This window comes from Shinella curvata, assembly GCF_022899935.1.
GTDB classification, from domain to species: domain Bacteria; phylum Pseudomonadota; class Alphaproteobacteria; order Rhizobiales; family Rhizobiaceae; genus Shinella; species Shinella curvata.
The window spans coordinates 513115-530718 of the sequence record NZ_JALJCJ010000004.1; the positions used below are offsets into that span (position 1 = coordinate 513115).

A 17604-nucleotide genomic window follows, 5' to 3' on the forward strand; every position below is an offset into this window, starting at 1 on the left:
GTCCATGTACGTTGCCGTCAAGGGTGGCGAAGCCGCCATCTCCAACGCCCACCGCCTTCTGGCTGATCGCCGCCGTGGCGACCGTTCGCTGCCGGCCATCGGCATCGAGCAGATCGTCGCCCAGCTCGGGCTTGCCGTCGATCGCGTGATGGCGGAAGCCTCGCTCTACGATCGTTCGCTTGCGGCCCTCGCCGTCCGGCAGGCGCGGGGCGACATGATCGAGGCGATCTTCATTCTGCGCGCCTACCGCACGACGCTGCCGCGCTTCGGCTATTCCAGGCCGGTGGAGACGGGGGCCATGCTCGTCGAGCGCCGTGTCTCGGCGACCTACAAGGATCTGCCCGGCGGTCAGCTGCTTGGCCCGACCTTCGACTATACACACCGTCTGCTCGATCCCTCGCTTCTGAACGATGAAGCGGTGGATACGCCGCTGGAACGCGACGAGGCCAGTGAGCCGGTCATGCGCGTCTCCGACATTCTGGCCGGCGAAGGCCTGGTCGAGGATGACGGCGACATGCCGGACGGCCATGTCGCCGGCGATATCACCCGCGAGCCGCTGGAATTCCCGATGGCCCGCGACCTGCGCCTGCAAGCGCTCGCCCGTGGCGACGAAGGCTTTCTGTTGGCGCTCGGTTATTCCACGCAGCGCGGTTACGCCCGCACCCATCCCTTCGTCGGCGAAGTGCGCATCGGCGAGGTCGAGGTGGAGCTGGATATGCCGGAACTCGGCTTTGCCGTCTCGCTCGGCCGCGTCCAGATCACCGAATGCCAGATGATCGCGCAGTTCAAGGGCTCGGCGAAGAACCCACCGCAGTTCACCCGCGGTTACGGTCTCGTCTTTGGCCAGAGCGAGCGCAAGGCCATGGCCATGTCGCTGGTCGACCGGGCACTGCGGGCGGAGGAGTTCGGCGAGGACATCGTGGCACCGGCGCAGGATGAGGAATTCGTCATCTCCCATTCCGACAACGTGCAGGCGACCGGCTTCGTCGAGCATCTGAAGCTTCCGCATTACGTGGACTTCCAGGCCGAACTCGACCTCGTGCGCCGCATGCGCCGCGAATACGAGGCCGCTCAAAACACCGACACCGATCTTCCGGAGGCCGCAGAATGAGTACGGCAGACATGAGCAGCGCAGAATTGGCGACCTATAATTTTGCCTATCTCGACGAACAGACGAAACGCATGATCCGCCGCGCAATCCTGAAAGCGATCGCGATCCCCGGCTATCAGGTGCCCTTCGCCTCGCGCGAAATGCCGATGCCCTATGGCTGGGGCACTGGCGGCGTGCAGGTCACTGCGGCGATCCTCGGACCGCAGGACGTGCTGAAGGTCATCGACCAGGGGGCGGATGATACGACCAATGCCGTCTCCATCCGCGCCTTCTTCCAGAAGGTCGCCAATGTGGCGGTGACGACCAAAACGCGGGAGGCGACGATCATCCAGACGCGCCACCGCATTCCCGAGGAGAAACTGACGGAAGGCCAGACGCTGGTCTATCAGGTGCCGATCCCCGAACCCCTGCGCTTCCTCGAACCGCGCGAGACCGAGACGCGCAAGATGCATGCGCTGGAAGAATACGGCCTCATGCATGTCAAGCTCTACGAGGACATCGCCCGCAACGGCCATATAGCCACGACCTATGCCTATCCGGTGAAGGTCGAGGGGCGCTATGTAATGGACCCGTCGCCGACGCCGAAATTCGACAATCCGAAGATGCACATGTCGGAGGCGCTCCAGCTGTTCGGTGCCGGCCGCGAGAAGCGCATCTATGCGGTGCCGCCCTATACGGAAGTCGTCAGCCTCGATTTCGAGGACCATCCCTTCGAGATCCAGAGTTTCGACAAGCCCTGCGCGCTGTGCGGCGCGGAGAATGTCTATCTCGACGAAGTGGTGCTCGACGACAAGGGCGGGCGGATGTTCGTCTGCTCGGATACCGACCATTGCGAAGACCGCTGCGCCCACGGCCACCGTGGTCATCTCGCCTATAACAAGGAGGCTGCCGAATGACCGACACGCCGCTTCTCAAAGTCCGCGACATCTCGAAATTCTACGGCGCGCGCATCGGCTGCCAGAATGTCTCTTTCGATCTCTGGCCCGGTGAAGTGCTGGCCATCGTCGGCGAATCCGGTTCCGGCAAGACGACGCTGCTCAATTGCCTCGCCACCCGGCTGATGCCCACATCGGGTGCCGTCGAGTACCGTATGCGCGACGGCGAGATGCGCGAACTCTCCCGCATGAGCGAGGCGGAGCGCCGCTTCCTGATGCGCACCGACTGGGGTTTCGTGCACCAGAACCCGGCCGATGGCCTGCGCATGGCGGTCTCCGCCGGCGCCAATGTCGGCGAGCGGCTGATGGCCGTCGGCGACCGGCACTATGGCAAGATCCGCGAGACGGCCGGCGACTGGCTGCGGCGGGTCGAGATCAGCACCGACCGCATCGATGACCAGCCGCGCGCCTTTTCCGGCGGCATGCGCCAGCGCCTGCAGATCGCCCGCAACCTCGTGACCGCGCCGCGCCTGATCTTCATGGACGAGCCGACCGGCGGCCTTGACGTGTCGGTGCAGGCACGCCTGCTCGATCTCTTGCGCGGCCTCGTGCAGGACCTCGGCCTTTCGGCGATCATCGTCACGCACGACCTTGCCGTCGCGCGCCTCCTGTCGCACCGCATGATGGTGATGAAGGATGGCCTCGTCATCGAGCAGGGCCTGACGGACCGCGTGCTCGACGACCCGCGCGAAGCCTATACCCAGCTCCTTGTTTCCTCGATCCTTCAGGTGTGACCATGGCTACTCCGCTCGTTGTTTCCGAAGTTGCGAAGAGCTTTACGATGCACCTTCGCGACGGCATCCGCCTGCCGGTCATGTCCAATGTGTCCTTCTCGGTGAAGGCGGGCGAATGCGTCGTGCTGGGCGGTCCGTCCGGCATCGGCAAGAGTTCGCTGCTCAAGATGGTCTATGGCAACTATGCCGTCGACAGCGGCCAGATCCTGATCGAGCACGGCGGTCGCCTGCTCGACCTCGCGGTCGCCGATCCGCGCACCATCCTGTCGGTGCGCCGGGCGACACTCGGTTATGTCAGCCAGTTCCTGCGCACCGTGCCGCGCGTCGCGGCCGTCGATGTCGTGGCCGAACCGCTCACCGCTCGCGGTGTCGATGCCGCCGAGGCGCGAGAGACGGCGGAAGCGATGCTGGCCCGCCTCAACCTGCCGCGCGAACTCTGGCAATTGCCGCCCGCCACCTTCTCCGGCGGCGAACAGCAGCGCGTCAACATCGCCCGAGGTTTCATCACCGATCACCGCATCCTGCTGCTCGACGAGCCGACGGCCTCGCTCGATGCGAAGAACCGCGCGGTCGTTGTCGGCATGATCGAGGAGAAGAAGGCGGCCGGCGTCGCGCTTCTCGGCATCTTCCACGACGAGGATGTGCGCGAAAAGGTCGCCGACCGCATCGTCGACGTCTCCGCCTTCTCGCCGCGAAAGTCCGCCGCATGACCAAGCTCTCCGAAACGCCGCTGATCCACCCGACGGCCGTGGTCTCCGATACCGTTCTCGGCCGCTATACGGAAATCGACGAGAACTGCCGCGTCAGCGAGGCCGAGATCGGCGACTATTCCTACATCATGAATGGCGGTTCCGTCTGGTGTGCAACGATCGGCAAGTTCGCCAATATCGCGGCGTCCGTGCGCATCAACGCCACGAACCATCCGATGTGGCGTGCGACGCTGCATCACTTTACCTACCGCGCCAACGATTACTGGCCGGATGCGGAGCCCGAGGCCGAATTCTTCTCGTGGCGGCGCGAGCATCGCGTCACCATCGGCCACGACGTCTGGATCGGTCATGGATCGACCATCCTGCCGGGTGTCACGATCGGCAACGGTGCTGTCATAGGTTCCGGCGCCGTCGTCACAAAAGACGTCGAACCCTACATGATCGTCGGCGGCGTGGCGGCGAAGGTCATCCGCGAGCGGTTCCCGCGAAGCATCGCCGAACGCATGGAAAAACTCGCCTGGTGGGACTGGGATCACACCCGGCTGCGCGGGGCTTTGGACGACTTTCGCAAACTTGACGCAGAAGCCTTTCTCGCCCGTCACGACGGGTGAGAAAGCTCGTTCCGACACCGGAAAATCAGGCCTGTGGACTGTTATTTTTCCGACATCGAACTGACATCGCCCCTTCATCAACAGCGTTTAGAGCCAGTCCCGAAAACGACAGGACCCGACCCTGGGCCGCAAGTTAAGGAAGAGGGATCCCGCCATGTTCCGACTGAAGAATGTCACCCGCCGTTTCGGCACGCGCGTCGCGGTCGACAATGTGACCTTCGACATTCCGCAGGGCCAGATGGTCGGCGTCATCGGCCGCTCGGGCGCCGGTAAGTCCACCATGCTGCGCATGATCAACCGTCTCGCCGATCCGAGCGAAGGCACGATCCATTTTAACGACGTCGAGGTGTCGTCGTTGCGTGGTTCGGCGCTGCGCAACTGGCAGCGCGATTGCGCGATGATCTTCCAGCAGTTCAATCTGGTGCCGCGCCTCGATGTGCTGACCAATGTGCTGCTCGGCCGCCTGAACCATCGCTCGACGGTCATGAGCATCCTCAATCTCTTCACCCGTGAAGAGCGCATCATGGCGATATCGGCTCTGGAGCGGCTCGGCATCGAGCAGACGGCCCTGCAGCCGGCCGGCACGCTTTCGGGCGGCCAGCAGCAGCGCGTGGCAATCGCCCGTGCGCTGATGCAGAACCCGAAGATGCTGCTCGCCGACGAGCCGATCGCCTCGCTCGATCCGCTCAACGCCAAGATCGTGATGGACGCGCTGCGTGACATCAACGAGCGCGACGGCATCACCGTCGTCACCAACCTGCACACGCTCGATACGGCGCGCGCCTATTGCGAACGCATCATCGGCATGTCCGGCGGCCGCGTCGTCTTCGACGGTCCGGCGCGCGAGCTCGATGCCGAGGCCGTGCGCACGATTTACGGCACCGGCGCCGATGGCGCCGAGATCGATGAAAGCCTCACGTCCACGGCGATCCGCAATCCGGCGCGCCAGGACAACATCAAGGAATCCGCCAGCCCGACACCGCTGGCACTGGCCGGGCTTTAACCCCGCCGGGATCGAACGGCCCGCGTAAAGGGCCATACACTTCAAGGCACGGCAAAGCCGGCCAAACAGGAGAGAGACCATGCTGAAGAAGATCCTTCTGGGCGCCGTCGCGCTCATCGCCCTTGCCGGTCACGTCCAGGCTGAAGACCTCAAGGAATTCCGCGTCGGCATCATCGGCGGTGAAAACGAAGCCGACCGCCTGCGCAACTACCAGTGCCTCGGCGATCACCTGAAGGCCGAGCTCGGCTTCGAGAAGGTCTCGTTCTTCCCGGCCGCCGACTATGACGGCGTCATCCAGGGCCTGCTCGGCGGTACGCTCGACTATGCCGAACTCGGCGCTTCCGGCTTTGCCAAGATCTACCTCGCCAAGGCCGATGCCGTCGAGCCGATCCTGACGACCGTCCAGACCGATGGCTCGACCGGCTACCACTCGATCATGGTCGCCCGCAAGGATTCGGGCATCACCAAGCTCGAAGACCTCAAGGGCAAGAAGCTCGGCTTCGCAGACCCGGACTCGACCTCGGGCTACCTCGTTCCGCTCGTTACCCTGCCGGAAGCCATCGGCGGCCCGGTCAAGGAATATTTCGCTGAAACCGGCTTCGGCGGCGGTCACGAAAACCTCGTTCTCGAAGTGCTGAAGGGCACCTTCGACGCCGGCACGACCTTCGGTTCGGGCGTTGGCGAATGGAAGGACGGCTACACGTCCGGCAACCTGCACAAGATGGTCGAGAAAGGCATTCTCGACATGAACGACATCGTCGAACTGTGGAAGTCGCCGCTCATCCCGAACGGCCCGATCGTCGTTCGCACGTCGCTTGCCGACGAGACCAAGGCGAAGTTCAAGCAGTTCATGCTCGACCTGCCGAAGAAGGACGCCGCCTGCTTCGCAGCCGTCATGGGCGGTGACTTCACGTCCTTCACGGAAGTGAACGTCGACTTCTACAAGCCGATCATCGACGCCCGCAAGGCAACGATCGGCGGCTGATCGCAACGATGCTTCAAGCGCCGGCTGGACAACCGGCCGGCGCTTTTTGCCGATGCCATTACCCCTCCTCCGTCATCCTCGGGCTTGACCCGAGGATGACGGAGGAGGGGTGCGTTGGCCGGAACTGTGCAGGGAACCGCAAGGCGGACAGACCATGGCCATGAACACGCTTCACGACGGCTTCAGCGAGAAGGGCGCGCTCATCGAGCGGCACTGGCAGGAGCTGAACGCCCGGCGCCGCCTCTACACCTGGCTCGGCCTTGCCATCCTGGCGGTTGCGTTGTCCGGTTCGCTCTGGTTCGCCAACGAGACGAATGCCGGAAAATTCTTCGACCGGCTGCCCCATCTCTTCGATTTCGTCGGCGACATGGTGCCGCGCGATGGCCTTGAGGTCTTCCGCGCCCTGTTCGATCTGCCTTCGCCCTATGACGACGGCAGCTTCAAGTACAATTATCCCGAGGGACGGCTCTACATTGCCGAGAGCTTCTACATCCCGGAATATTTTCACAAGATGCTGGAGACGCTGAACATCGCGCTGTTCTCTACCATTATCGGCATGTTCTTCGGCTTCCTGCTCTGTTTCCTGGCGGCCAAGAATCTCGTCGCCAATCGTCTGCTGCGCGGTTTCGTGCGCCGTTTCATGGAAATCCTCCGTGCCTTTCCGGAAGTGGTTCTCGCCGGCTTTTTCCTCGCCATCCTCTCGCTTGGGCCGTTGCCGGCCGTTATCGCCGTGTCGATCCATACGGTCGGCGCGCTCGGCAAACTGTTCTTCGAGGTGGTCGAGAATGCCGACATGAAGGCGGAGGAGGGGCTTCGCGCTGTCGGCGCGAGCTGGATCGAGCGTGTCTGGTTTGGCATCGTGCCGCAGGTCATGCCGAACTTCATGAGCTATTTCCTGCTGCGCCTTGAAATCAACGTGCGCGCCTCGACGATCATCGGCGCCGTCGGCGGCGGCGGCATCGGCGAGCTGCTGCGCCTGTCGATCGGCCAGAACCATCAGGCGAAAACTTTGGCCATCGTGCTTTTGCTGCTCATCACCATCATTGCTGTCGACCAGTTTTCCGCCTGGCTGCGCCGCAGGCTCGTCGGCGATCAAGCCTTTCGGCTGGCCCAATAGGAGTGCGCCATGACGACCCTCAATCCCGCTGAGATGGATGAGATCGCGGCACGCCATCCGGCCGTCTTCCACCGCTCGTTCTGGCAGCGTTTCCGCGTCGCCATCATCGCCGGCGGCTTCGTGCTCTACGCCCTTTATTGCTGGTGGTTCTTCGCTATCGGCCATGTGCTCGGCACCGCCAACTGGAACATCGCCGGCACCTATCTCGCCGACTGGGTGTCCTACGAGGTCCGCCCGGAAGTGACGATCGCGCCCGATGGCGCGATGAAGCTCACCTATCCGCGCTTTTCGCCGCTCGGGCCGAATGCCGAGCCGGACTGGGTGGAAATCGAGCGTGGCACGATGACCCGCACGATGCCGGCCGCGGAAGCTTCGAGCACCACGGTCAAGAAGCCAGCCTCCATGGGCTTCATGGGCGAGGGTGCCGTCCTGGGCGGCTCGGCCGCTGCTGCGGAAGGCATGGCGACAGCGACGACACGCGAGGAGGAGGTGGTCAAACGGGCAAGGATCACGCTCAACTCCTCGACGAGCGTCGAGGTCGTGCCGGATCGTGTGACCGTTGAGCATGCCGGCCAGACGCTTCTCGTCGCTCTTGATAACGGCGCGATGAAAATCGATGGCGATCTGCCCGCCTGGGCGACGCAGAAAAGGCCGGGAGAGAAAATCACGCTCGCCTTCGGATTTGCCGGCTGGGGCGAAATCGAGGCCGGCGACGTCAGCATTCGCAGGCGCTTCCTCGGCTGGGCGAACTTCATCTTCGACACGAACTCGCCGTTCCACGGCAAGTCGACGTCGGAGGTCTTTTCGCTGATCGCCTCGGCCGACCGGATCGACCCGAAGCAGTCGAACCTGTCGCTTGCCTGGAACAACATTCTCTATAATGCGGAATGGCAGCATCTCGACGTCTGGACCAAACTGCTCCAGACCATCGTCATGGCCTTTGTCGGCACGCTTTTTGCGATGCTGCTCGCCTTCCCGCTCGCTTTCCTTGCGGCGCGCAACATCACGCGCAACTGGTTCTCCAACCAGATCACCAAGCGTCTGTTTGACTTCCTGCGCTCCGTCGACATGCTGATCTGGGCGCTGTTCTTCACCCGTGCCTTCGGCCCCGGACCGCTCGCCGGTATCTCGGCGATCTTCTTCACGGATACCGGAACGCTTGGAAAACTCTATTCCGAAGCGCTTGAAAACATCGACGACAAGCAGCGCGAGGGTGTGAAGTCCGTGGGTGCCGCACCCGTCGCCGTACAGCGCTACGGTGTGCTGCCGCAGGTCATGCCGCTCTTTGCCTCGCAGGCGCTTTATTTCTGGGAATCGAACACCCGTTCTGCCACGATCATCGGCGCGGTCGGGGCTGGCGGCATCGGCCTCAAACTCTGGGAAGCGATGCGCACCAATTCGGACTGGGAGAATGTCGCCTATATGGTGCTGTTGATCCTCATCGTCGTCTTCGTCTTCGACGGAATCTCAAATGCGCTTCGCTCGCGCCTGATGGGCAAGCCGGCGCATTGATATCGCCGTGGCGGCATGATGCTGCCACACGAATCCCTTCAAGCTCCGGCGTCGCCCTTCAAGGCGGCGTCAAACGACTTTTACAGGAATGAGCCCTTGCGTTACGCCCTCTACTTCACCCCGTCCGCCAGCGATCCGCTGACCCTTGCCGCGCAGCGCTGGCTGGGCCGCAACGCCTTTACGGGGGCACGCCTGGAACAGCCGGCCGTGAGCGGTTTCGAAGCCGAGGCGCTTGCGGGCCTGACCGCCGATCCGCGCCGCTATGGTTTTCACGCCACGCTGAAAGCGCCGTTCTCGCTTGCCGAGGGCCGCAGCGAGGCCGAACTGATCGCCGAGATCGGCCGTTTCGTATCCGAGATCGACCCCTTCGAGATTCCCGAAGTCGTCGTCGGACGTCTCGGCTCGTTCTTCGCGCTCGTGCCGGGTGATCAGTGCGATCCGCTGCAGGCGTTCGCCGGAGAGGTCGTGCGTCGCTTCGAACGCTTCCGCGCGCCGCTCAGCTCGGCCGACATCGCGCGCCGAAAGCCGGACGAGTTGACGACGGACGAGCGCCGGAACCTCGTGCAATGGGGCTACCCCTACGTGTTCGACGAGTTCCGCTTCCACATGACGCTGACAGGGCGCGTACCGGCGGACCGCCGCGATGCCGTCGAAGGCGTGCTTCACAATCAGTTCGCCGAATTCCACGGCAAGGCGCTGCCGGTTTCAGGCCTTGCGCTGTTCCGGGAACCCTCGCGCAGCGCCGACTTCACCGTCCATTCGCTCTTCCCGCTGGGTGGGGCCGCCAACAGAAAGACCGCCTGACATGACCCGCGAAACCGTTCTTTCCAATGCCCGCATCGTGCTGGAGGACCAGATCCTCGACGGCACGCTGGTGCTGCGCGATGGTCTCATCGCCGATATTTCCGAAGGTTCGTCGGCGGCCGGCGAGGATATGGAAGGCGACTTCCTGATCCCCGGCCTCGTCGAGCTGCATACCGACCACCTCGAAGCGCACTACTCGCCGCGTCCCGGCGTGCGCTGGGGCCTGACGGCGGCGATCCAGGCGCATGATGCGCAGGTCGTGACCTCGGGCATCACCACGGTCTTCGACTGCCTGCGCATGGGCTCGGATGCCGATGGCGGCTTCGAGAAGGGGGAGATGCGGGGTATGGCCGACGCCATCGCACAAGCCCAGAACGAGGATCGCCTGCGCGCCGAGCACCTCATCCACCTGCGTTGCGAGGTCTCGACCGACAATGTGCTGGATCACTATGAGGAGTTCGAGGACGATGCGCTGGTGCGTCTCGTCTCGCTTATGGACCATGCGCCCGGCCAGCGACAGTTCCAGACGATGGAGCAGTATGTGCTCTACTATCAGAAGAAGCGTGGCCTTTCGGATGCCGAGTTCGCCGAGTTCTGCAAACGTCAGCAGGATCTCTCCGCCCGCTATGCCAAGCCGCACCGCGACGCCATCGCCGCCTCCTGCGCGGCCCGAAACATCTCGGTCGCCAGCCACGATGATGCGACGCTCGAGCATGTCGAGGAAGCCATCGGCTACGGCATCCGTCTTGCCGAGTTCCCGACGAGCGTCGAAGCCGCCAAGGCCTCGCACGGTGCCGGCATGAGTGTCCTGATGGGCGCGCCGAACATCGTGCGCGGCAAGTCCCACTCCGGCAATATCGCCGCGCGCGATCTCGCCGGGATGGGCGTTCTCGACGTGCTTTCGTCAGACTACGTGCCCTTCAGTCTGATGCATGCGCCCTTCATCCTTGCCGACGAGGGCATGAACCTTTCCAAGGCGATCGCCATGGTCTCGACCACGCCTGCCCGTACCGTCGGTCTCGATGATCGCGGCGCCATCGCCAGGGGGCTTCGCGCCGATATCGTGCGCGTGCGTCGCCCTGAGGGCGTGCCGGTCGTGCGCTCGGTCTGGCGGCAAGGCAAGCGGGTGGCATGAGCAAGGCCGGCGATATCGTTGTCACACCATCCTTGCCGGTTGCGGCCGGCACGATGGTGGTGGTGGTCGGTCCAAGCGGGGCGGGCAAGGACAGCGTCATGTCCTATGCTGCCCGACAGTTCGACGATGAGGTGCGGGTGAAATTCGTGCGCCGTATCGTCACCCGCCCGGCGGATGCCGGCGGGGAGGCGCATCAGGCGATCGATGCAGATGGATTCCGCCGCCGCGAGGCCGCGGGCGGGTTTGCGGTCTCCTGGGATGCCCATGGTCTTTCCTACGGCATTCCGCGCGAAACGCTCGATGATCTTGCTGACGGCGTGACGCTGATTGCCAATGGCAGCCGCTCCGCGCTGCCGGCTTTTGCTGAAGCCTATGCGAAGCTCGTGGTCGTGCTGATCACCGCGCGCCCGGAAATCCTCGCGGCTCGCCTTGCCGCACGCGGCCGGGAAAGCGCCGAGGCCATCGCCAAACGCCTCGACCGCACAGTGCCGGAAATCGTGATCGCCGCCGATACCGTTGTCATAGACAACAGCGGTGCGCTGGAGGACGCTGGCGAAGCATTCGTCTCGCTGCTTGTCTCGAGACTGTCGCGCGGCAACTAGCCGTCCTTCAACGTCTTGTAGGCACCGAGCGCCCGTTCGCGGGCCTTGGCATGGTCGACGAGCGGCCTCGGATAGGTTTTGCCCAGCACCACGCCCGCCTTCTTCAGCACGCTTTCGGGGGCGTCGAAGGGCTTGTGGATGAAGGCAGCATCCAGCTTTTCGAGTTCCGGCACGAAGCGGCGCACATAGGTGCCGTCAGGATCGAATTTCTCGCCCTGCAGGATCGGGTTGAAGATGCGGAAGAAGGGGGAGGCATCGGCGCCGGAGCCGGCGACCCACTGCCAGTTCGCCGCGTTCGACGCTGCATCCGCATCGACGAGCGTATCGCGAAACCATTGTTCGCCACGTCGCCAGTCGATCATGAGATGTTTGATGAGGAAGGAGGCGGTGATCATGCGCACGCGATTGTGCATGAAACCGTGCTGCCAGAGCTGCCGCATGCCGGCGTCGACGATGGGATAGCCGGTTTTGCCACGCGTCCAGGCCTTGAATTCCTTTGTGCTGCCTTCCCAGGGAAAGGCATCGAAGCGGTCGTTCCAGTTCTTCTCCGCCAGAGCCGGAAAATGGAAGTGCAGGTGGTGGCAGAATTCCCGCCAGACCAGCTCCTTGCGGAAATGGATCACGTCGTCCGTCGGCGCCTTCAGGCCGCGCGTTGCATGCCAGACCCGCGCCGGGGAGATTTCGCCCATGGCCAGATGCGGCGACAGCATGGAGGTGGCGTCGATGGAGGGATGGTCGCGTTTGGCCTGATAACCATTAATGGCGCCGTCGACGAAGGTTTCGAGGCGCTCCCGTGCCGCGTCTTCGCCCGGCGTCCAGATGTCGCTGAACGTGGTCGCCCAGTCCGGTTTGCTCGGCAGAAGGTTCCAGTCGTCGAGCGCTTCGGATTTCGGCGCGGGATGCAAGGCGACGAGTTTTTCCGGTGCATCGATCGGCTCATGCGGCTCACCATCCCGCTCGAAGGCGCGCCAGAAGGGTGTGTAGACGCGGTAGGGTTTCTTCTCCCCGGTCAGAAGGCGGGTCGGGTCGTGCAGCAGCTCGCCCGCAAAACTCTTCGCCGCGAGACCTCGTCCCTTCAGGGAGGCCTTGATGTCCGTATCGATTTCGATGCCGGCGGGGTCGTGCCGGCGGTTCCAGTAGACCGTTTCGGCGCCGGTTTCTTCGATCAGGTCGTCCAGAACCTTGCCCGCATCGCCGCTGCGCAGGATCAACGGCGTGCCGAGCGCCCTGAGCGACGTGCCGAGCGTTGTCAGCGAATGGTGCAGCCACCAGTCCTGCGCCGCGCCGAGCGGGCCGGTTCCGTCGGCCGCTTCGCGGATGTAGAGCGTCACAACGGGCTGGCCGCTGTCGGCGGCTGCGGAAAGGGCTGCGTTATCATCCGTGCGCAGGTCACGGCGGAACCAGACGATGACGGGCGGCTTGCTTTTGTCCGGCATCGTCTCATTTTCCTTTTGGCAGCGGGCGGGTGAGAATGAAAAGGGCACTGCAGGACAGCACGAGGCCGACGACGACCGCCAGCAGGACCGAAGGCTGGGTGCGGTAGACGAAGAAGGCGTAGCTCGCGACGATCAGGCTGACGGCGACGACCTTGGTGCGGCCGGAGATCGCGCCCTCGCGCTGCCAGTTCGTCAATGGGGGGCCGAGCGTCTTGTGCGTGATCAGCCATTGTTCCAGCCGGGGCGAGGAACGCGAAAAGCACCACACCGCGAGGAGCAGGAACGGCGTCGTCGGCAGGAGCGGCAGGAACGCACCGACGATGCCGAGCGCCGTCATCAGCAGGCCGGCCAGCAAATAGATCGTGCGCACAGGGTTCCTCGCCGAAAATCGCGTCGAGCGTTCAGATAGAGTGCTTTGCGTTCCTGTCCAAGGGGCCAAGGTGCCGCGGCGGTGGAACGAAGATGATTGTCGGGCATTCCTGGTGGACCTGGGACTGGAGTGTGATGACGCATGTTGGATGACAGCGAATTTACCGGCGACCATGTGTGGTGGATGACCTCGCGCGGGCCATCGCGCATCGTCGGCACTGCTATCCACAACGGTCACGCCGTCAGGGGAGCGCTTGCCTCGCGGATGGCGCTCGACGGCGACGCGCGACTGCGCGAGGAGGACCCCTTCACGGCCGAAACCATCCATGACCTTGCCAACCGCATCGTCTTCCAGCGCTCTCGTTTCGAGATCGATCTCAATCGTGCGCGAGATGCCGCCGTCTATCAGCGGCCGGAGCAGGCCTGGGGCCTGAATGTCTGGCGTGAACCGCTCTCCGCCACCGAACTGGCCGAGAGCCTTGCATTGCACGATGCTTACTACAGCATGCTGGAGAGTTATCTGCGCGATGTGGAAGCGCAGTACGGCGCCTTCGTCGTGCTCGACATCCACAGCTACAACCACCGTCGTGGCGGAGCTTCGGGTGCGCCGACGCAGGCGGTCGAAGCGCCCGATATCAATATCGGCACGATATCCATGGACCGCACCCGCTGGGCGCCCGTCGTCGATACGTTCATGGATTTCTGCGCGGACTATGATTTCCTTGGGCGTCGGTTGGACGTGCGCGAGAATGTCGCCTTCCAGGGACGCGGCGAGCAGACCCGCTTCATCCATGAGCGGTTCCCGGAAAGCGGCTGTGCTATCGCCATCGAGTTCAAGAAGATCTTTATGGACGAATGGACCGGCGTGCCGGACTGGCAGGCGATTTCTGCACTTCGTTCGCTGATCGCCGCCTCGGTGCCGGTGCTCGAAAGTGCGCTGCGGGAGGTTGCATGAGCCTAACCAGGGCGGCGCGCAGGCCGCGCGCAAAGAAGGAAAAGAGCCTCGTCGAGGATGTGATCGCGGCGCTGGAGGCTGGCAAGCCGGTGCGCCGCGAATTCGAGGGCGGACGCTTGCACATCGACCGTCCGCAGCCCTTTCTCTTCCTGCATGTCGGTGATCCCGAGAAGCATGTGGTGGCGCGCGAGGTGGCAAGCGCCAATGCCTCCCATCTGGTGACAGCAGAGATCGACGATGCCGTCGCGCTGCTCGGGCCGATTGCCGGTATCCTGCGCAAGGCATTTGGCACGTTCGTGCTTGTCGATATCGACGAGCTGGAGCGCGACCGGTTGCTCTCCGATGACGCTCCCTTTCTCCAGCCGTTCGAGGTGACCCTTTCGGCGACACGCGGCCTTGCGGCTAACCGGGCGGTAAAAGCCTTCGGTGCGGCGGTAAAGGCTTTCGAGGCGCGATTCCGCACGCCGCATGTCGATCTTTGCGAGGCGCAGGAAGATCCTTGCGCGCGGCCGGAGCTTCTGAAATTGCGGCTGCCGCTCCTCACCCTGCGGTTTGCCCCGATCTACCGCGTCACCGGGTCGGATGCGACCTATCCGGATTTGCGCGAACGCCTCGTCGGCAATTTCCTCGATGCGGGTCTGCAGGCCGTCGCCGCCTTTCTCGATGCGGACGGTTTTCCCAAGCCCGTCACCTACCGCGCCTTCGGCCGCAAGGCTTTTGTCGATGCGGTGGAGCGGGCGGATCGCGGCATGGACGATGTCGCTTCCAGTTTCGATTTCCTGCTCTGTGTGACGCCGATCAATGCGAACGCTGCGTGGAAAGAGTTCAAGGCAAATCATCACGACAAGCCTCCGCGCTTTCTCTACCGGCCGTTGAGCCTTCTGGTGGAGCGGGAAAAGCGCCGCCTTTATTCGATTTCGCTCGATCATCTCGAAGACCCCGTCCTGCACCAGATCTATCGTGAAAAGCAGCAGGAGCTCGACCTCCAGCTCACCCTCATCGGTCATCGGGAAAAAGCCCGTTTCGTCGAGTTCGGCCGTGCGCTCTACGGTCCGGTCGAACCGTCGCTGCTGAAGGCCGCGCGAGAGGTTCTCGATGGTACGGGAGAGGCAAGCCGCATATCCGCGCTCGCGTCCGATGACGACGTCGTTGACTGCTTTTTTGTCGAGCACCGTGCCCGGTCGATGATGGCGGATTATCAGCGGCGCCATGAAGGCTTCGATGCATCGATCGAACTTCGCGACGACGTGCCGCCCGGCCTGCTCGTCTCCGGGCCGCGGCTGCTCATCTCCCGCCGCACACGCATGATGCGCCAGCGCGTCGATGCTCTGCTCAGTCACGAGGTCGGCGTGCATCTTCTGACCTACTTCAACGGCTCGGCGCAGGGGCTGCGTGTCTTTCGCACGGGCCTTGCAGGTTACGAGGGCATGCAGGAGGGGCTGGCGGTCTTCGCCGAGTTCCTGGCCGGCGGTTTCACGCCGGAGCGGCTGCGGCTGCTGGCCGCGCGCGTCATCGGCTGTGATCTCATGCTGTCGGGTGCCTCCTTCGTCGAAAGCTTCCGGCATCTGACGGATCGCTACGGTTTTGACGCGGAAACCGCCTTCGGCCTGCTGCTGCGCGTCTTCCGAGGAGGAGGGCTTGCGAAGGACGCAATCTATCTGCGCGGGCTCCTGTCTCTGCTCAGCCATTTCAAGGGCGGGGGGGCGCTCGATCCATTCTGGATGGGCAAGATTTCCGCGGCCGATTTCACCGTGATGGAAGAGCTCGGTGCGCGTGGCCTTCTGAAGGCGCCGGTCCTGCGGCCCCTTTGTCTTGAAACCGAACGCGGGCGCGCAAGGCTGGAGCGCGCCCGCGACGGCCTCACCCCCCTTGCCATGCTCGAAGCTTGAGGAGAGCAACCATGCGTATCGCCTTTTTCGTCAATTCGATCGAAGACGAGACTCCCACCTTCACCACCACCTCACTTGCCATGGCCGCGCTCTCGCGAGGGCATGACATCTGCTATCTGACGCCGGGCGACTTCGTGCTCAGGGCGGATGACAGTCTTTCGGTGCGCGGCCGCGTGCTGCCCGGCAAGCGCTACAAGAAAGCGGAAAGTTTTCACGCCGCCCTCCAGGGCGACGAGGCGACGGTCGAGACCATGGACATCGGCGAGGTCGACGTTTTGTTCCTGCGCAACGACCCTTCGCTCGACGCCGACGGCCGACCGTGGGCGGCCCATGTCGGAGCAATGTTCGGGCGGTTGGCCGCTGCGCGCGGCACACTCGTCGTCAACGATCCCGACGGCCTGTCGCTCGCCCAGAACAAGCTCTATTTTCAGGGTTTCCCGCAGGCCGTGCGGCCGCGGACGCTGATTTCCAAGAGCATCGATGAAATCCGCGGCTTCATCGATCTGCACAAGGAGGGGGTGATCATGAAGCCGCTGCAGGGGTCCGGCGGCCGGAACGTCTTCAAGATCGGTTCGACAGGGGAAGCCAATCTGAACCAGATTTTCGAGGCCGTCAGCGGCGAGGGCTACCTGATCGCCCAGAATTACCTGGCGGCTGCGACCGAGGGCGATATCCGCCTCTTCCTGATGAACGGCCGTCCGTTGGAGAAAGATGGCACCTATGCCGCGATCCGCCGCGTGCCGGCGAAAGGCGAGGTCCGTTCCAACATTCACGCTGCGGGCACGGCCGTGAAGGTGGAGATCACGCCGGAAATTCTGGCGATCGCCGAGATGGTGCGGCCCAAGCTGGTGGAGGACGGCATGTTTCTCGTCGGCCTCGACATTGTCGGCGACAAGATCCTGGAAATCAACGTCTTCACGCCCGGCGGGCTGAGCGTGATGCTCGACCTCTATGGCGTGGATTTTTCCGAAAACATCATCGTCGCGCTGGAAAGCAAGGTCGCCCAGCGCGACGCCTATGATGGGGCGATCGCCAACAGGATCCTGGCGGCGCTCTGATCAGATCGGCTTGCTGTTCGCCGCCTTGGCGGATTTCACTTTCGCGATGGCCTTGGCGGCAGCGGCCGGCTTTTCAGCGCCGGCGGCTTTCTTCTTCGGCTTCGCGGCCTCGGCGTCCTTGGTCTTGGAAATCTCGATCAGCGGCTTCTTGCTCACCTTGGCGGTGGCGGCATCCGGTTTCAGGGCCACGCGCTCGAGTTCGTCGCGCTCGCGCACGGCCTGCTCCCAATGGGCATTGTCATGGCCATGGGGCCGGCCCGCTTCTTCCCAGATCGAGTAGGCCCGTTTGCTGATCCATTCCTTGCGTGCATCCGTCATCGTATATCCCCGTTTGAGAGTGAACTGACGCCGTGCCGGTGCCGCGGGCTGTGCCGGCAGAACCGGAAAACGGAACTCGCTGGACGGCCGGGATGACCGGCAGGTCCAGATATTCGACGCACCTTTGCTCCGGGCCACGGCCTCTCTGGAGCAGGTCTGCTTCAAGCGATTCGCGCAGGTAGAATGCGCCCAAAGACGGGGTGCTTCAAGGCGCGCGACCGCGACATCCTTTCTCTCGCCGTGGCCGGTCGAAGCGAATCTTTACGGGATGTGCGATAAATCGGCGAAATTTTGCAAAACTTTTCCCGCGCGGGTGGACA

The 17604-nt window shown here is 63.5% G+C and carries 18 protein-coding genes; 15 read left to right on the forward strand and 3 right to left on the reverse strand.

The features are described from left to right. Nucleotides 1–4 precede the first annotated feature (4 nt). The 12 genes from MUU55_RS17330 to phnN all read left to right on the forward strand — a co-directional run bounded on the left by MUU55_RS17330 (nt 5) and on the right by phnN (nt 11259). On the forward strand, nt 5–1111 hold the full coding sequence (locus MUU55_RS17330) for a carbon-phosphorus lyase complex subunit (RefSeq protein WP_244761995.1): 1107 nt from the start codon (nt 5–7) through the stop codon (nt 1109–1111). Next, nucleotides 1108–2007, forward strand: a complete 900-nt coding sequence (locus MUU55_RS17335) for an alpha-D-ribose 1-methylphosphonate 5-phosphate C-P-lyase PhnJ (protein ID WP_280518993.1) — start codon at nt 1108–1110, stop codon at nt 2005–2007. Before MUU55_RS17330 ends, MUU55_RS17335 begins: the two co-directional genes overlap by 4 nt. Continuing rightward, nucleotides 2004–2780: a phosphonate C-P lyase system protein PhnK gene (gene phnK, locus MUU55_RS17340; RefSeq protein WP_244761996.1), complete on the forward strand. Its 777-nt coding sequence runs from the start codon at nt 2004–2006 to the stop codon at nt 2778–2780. The genes MUU55_RS17335 and phnK overlap by 4 nt, the downstream gene beginning before the upstream one ends. Nucleotides 2781–2782: 2 nt before the next feature. Continuing rightward, a complete protein-coding gene (gene phnL / locus MUU55_RS17345; protein ID WP_244761997.1) occupies nt 2783–3490 on the forward strand; it encodes a phosphonate C-P lyase system protein PhnL in 708 nt (235 codons plus the stop codon). Beyond that, on the forward strand, nt 3487–4101 hold the full coding sequence (locus MUU55_RS17350) for a DapH/DapD/GlmU-related protein (protein WP_244761998.1): 615 nt from the start codon (nt 3487–3489) through the stop codon (nt 4099–4101). Before phnL ends, MUU55_RS17350 begins: the two co-directional genes overlap by 4 nt. A gap of 154 nt (nt 4102–4255) precedes the next feature. Further along, nucleotides 4256–5104 (forward strand): phosphonate ABC transporter ATP-binding protein, encoded by an 849-nt coding sequence (gene phnC / locus MUU55_RS17355; RefSeq protein WP_244761999.1) that lies wholly within the window; start codon nt 4256–4258, stop codon nt 5102–5104. 79 nt (nt 5105–5183) lie between these two features. Further along, complete coding sequence (phnD, locus tag MUU55_RS17360) at nt 5184–6089, forward strand: phosphonate ABC transporter substrate-binding protein (RefSeq protein ID WP_244762000.1); 906 nt, start codon at nt 5184–5186, stop codon at nt 6087–6089. Nucleotides 6090–6249: 160 nt separating this feature from the next. Next, nucleotides 6250–7206 carry a phosphonate ABC transporter, permease protein PhnE gene (phnE, locus tag MUU55_RS17365; protein WP_244762001.1) on the forward strand — a complete coding sequence of 319 codons (957 nt, stop codon included), beginning with the start codon at nt 6250–6252 and terminating at the stop codon, nt 7204–7206. Nucleotides 7207–7215: 9 nt separating this feature from the next. Then, nucleotides 7216–8718, forward strand: a complete 1503-nt coding sequence (phnE, locus tag MUU55_RS17370; RefSeq protein WP_244762002.1) for a phosphonate ABC transporter, permease protein PhnE — start codon at nt 7216–7218, stop codon at nt 8716–8718. Nucleotides 8719–8814: 96 nt separating this feature from the next. Continuing rightward, on the forward strand, nt 8815–9522 hold the full coding sequence (locus MUU55_RS17375; protein WP_244762003.1) for a DUF1045 domain-containing protein: 708 nt from the start codon (nt 8815–8817) through the stop codon (nt 9520–9522). Nucleotide 9523: 1 nt separating this feature from the next. Continuing rightward, a complete protein-coding gene (locus tag MUU55_RS17380; protein WP_244762004.1) occupies nt 9524–10657 on the forward strand; it encodes an alpha-D-ribose 1-methylphosphonate 5-triphosphate diphosphatase in 1134 nt (377 codons plus the stop codon). Then, the gene (phnN, locus tag MUU55_RS17385) at nt 10654–11259 is read left to right on the forward strand and encodes a phosphonate metabolism protein/1,5-bisphosphokinase (PRPP-forming) PhnN (protein ID WP_244762005.1); all 606 of its coding nucleotides are present in this window, start codon (nt 10654–10656) and stop codon (nt 11257–11259) included. The genes MUU55_RS17380 and phnN overlap by 4 nt, the downstream gene beginning before the upstream one ends. On the opposite strand, the gene MUU55_RS17390 is transcribed toward phnN, so the two are convergent. Both MUU55_RS17390 and MUU55_RS17395 read right to left on the reverse strand, forming a co-directional pair. Beyond that, a complete protein-coding gene (locus MUU55_RS17390) occupies nt 11256–12695 on the reverse strand; it encodes a cryptochrome/photolyase family protein (RefSeq protein ID WP_244762006.1) in 1440 nt (479 codons plus the stop codon). The two genes, phnN and MUU55_RS17390, sit on opposite strands and share 4 nt — an antisense overlap. 4 nt (nt 12696–12699) lie before the next feature. After that, complete coding sequence (locus MUU55_RS17395) at nt 12700–13065, reverse strand: YbaN family protein (protein ID WP_244762007.1); 366 nt, start codon at nt 13063–13065, stop codon at nt 12700–12702. Between the two features lie 141 nt (nt 13066–13206). On the opposite strand from MUU55_RS17395, the gene MUU55_RS17400 reads away from it, so the two are divergent. The 3 genes from MUU55_RS17400 to MUU55_RS17410 are packed head-to-tail and all read left to right on the forward strand — an operon-like array spanning nt 13207 to nt 16966. Continuing rightward, on the forward strand, nt 13207–14019 hold the full coding sequence (locus tag MUU55_RS17400; protein WP_244762008.1) for an N-formylglutamate amidohydrolase: 813 nt from the start codon (nt 13207–13209) through the stop codon (nt 14017–14019). Beyond that, nucleotides 14016–15908: a flavohemoglobin expression-modulating QEGLA motif protein gene (locus MUU55_RS17405; RefSeq protein WP_244762009.1), complete on the forward strand. Its 1893-nt coding sequence runs from the start codon at nt 14016–14018 to the stop codon at nt 15906–15908. The genes MUU55_RS17400 and MUU55_RS17405 overlap by 4 nt, the downstream gene beginning before the upstream one ends. Before the next feature lie 11 nt (nt 15909–15919). Next, nucleotides 15920–16966 (forward strand): glutathione synthase, encoded by a 1047-nt coding sequence (locus MUU55_RS17410; RefSeq protein ID WP_244762010.1) that lies wholly within the window; start codon nt 15920–15922, stop codon nt 16964–16966. Here the strand turns inward: MUU55_RS17410 and MUU55_RS29385 are convergent, their stop codons facing one another. Continuing rightward, on the reverse strand, nt 16967–17284 hold the full coding sequence (locus MUU55_RS29385; RefSeq protein ID WP_425314191.1) for a DUF2934 domain-containing protein: 318 nt from the start codon (nt 17282–17284) through the stop codon (nt 16967–16969). Nucleotides 17285–17604 lie beyond the last annotated feature (320 nt).

Coding starts and splice junctions, on each gene's coding strand:
- MUU55_RS17330 (WP_244761995.1), top strand. CDS start 5: ATGTACGTTGCCGTCAAGGGTGGCGAAGCCGCCATCTCCAACGCCCAC.
- MUU55_RS17335 (WP_280518993.1), top strand. CDS start 1,108: ATGAGTACGGCAGACATGAGCAGCGCAGAATTGGCGACCTATAATTTT.
- phnK (WP_244761996.1), top strand. CDS start 2,004: ATGACCGACACGCCGCTTCTCAAAGTCCGCGACATCTCGAAATTCTAC.
- phnL (WP_244761997.1), top strand. CDS start 2,783: ATGGCTACTCCGCTCGTTGTTTCCGAAGTTGCGAAGAGCTTTACGATG.
- MUU55_RS17350 (WP_244761998.1), top strand. CDS start 3,487: ATGACCAAGCTCTCCGAAACGCCGCTGATCCACCCGACGGCCGTGGTC.
- phnC (WP_244761999.1), top strand. CDS start 4,256: ATGTTCCGACTGAAGAATGTCACCCGCCGTTTCGGCACGCGCGTCGCG.
- phnD (WP_244762000.1), top strand. CDS start 5,184: ATGCTGAAGAAGATCCTTCTGGGCGCCGTCGCGCTCATCGCCCTTGCC.
- phnE (WP_244762001.1), top strand. CDS start 6,250: ATGAACACGCTTCACGACGGCTTCAGCGAGAAGGGCGCGCTCATCGAG.
- phnE (WP_244762002.1), top strand. CDS start 7,216: ATGACGACCCTCAATCCCGCTGAGATGGATGAGATCGCGGCACGCCAT.
- MUU55_RS17380 (WP_244762004.1), top strand. CDS start 9,524: ATGACCCGCGAAACCGTTCTTTCCAATGCCCGCATCGTGCTGGAGGAC.
- phnN (WP_244762005.1), top strand. CDS start 10,654: ATGAGCAAGGCCGGCGATATCGTTGTCACACCATCCTTGCCGGTTGCG.
- MUU55_RS17390 (WP_244762006.1), bottom strand. CDS start 12,695: ATGCCGGACAAAAGCAAGCCGCCCGTCATCGTCTGGTTCCGCCGTGAC.
- MUU55_RS17400 (WP_244762008.1), top strand. CDS start 13,207: ATGTTGGATGACAGCGAATTTACCGGCGACCATGTGTGGTGGATGACC.
- MUU55_RS17405 (WP_244762009.1), top strand. CDS start 14,016: ATGAGCCTAACCAGGGCGGCGCGCAGGCCGCGCGCAAAGAAGGAAAAG.
- MUU55_RS17410 (WP_244762010.1), top strand. CDS start 15,920: ATGCGTATCGCCTTTTTCGTCAATTCGATCGAAGACGAGACTCCCACC.
- MUU55_RS29385 (WP_425314191.1), bottom strand. CDS start 17,284: ATGACGGATGCACGCAAGGAATGGATCAGCAAACGGGCCTACTCGATC.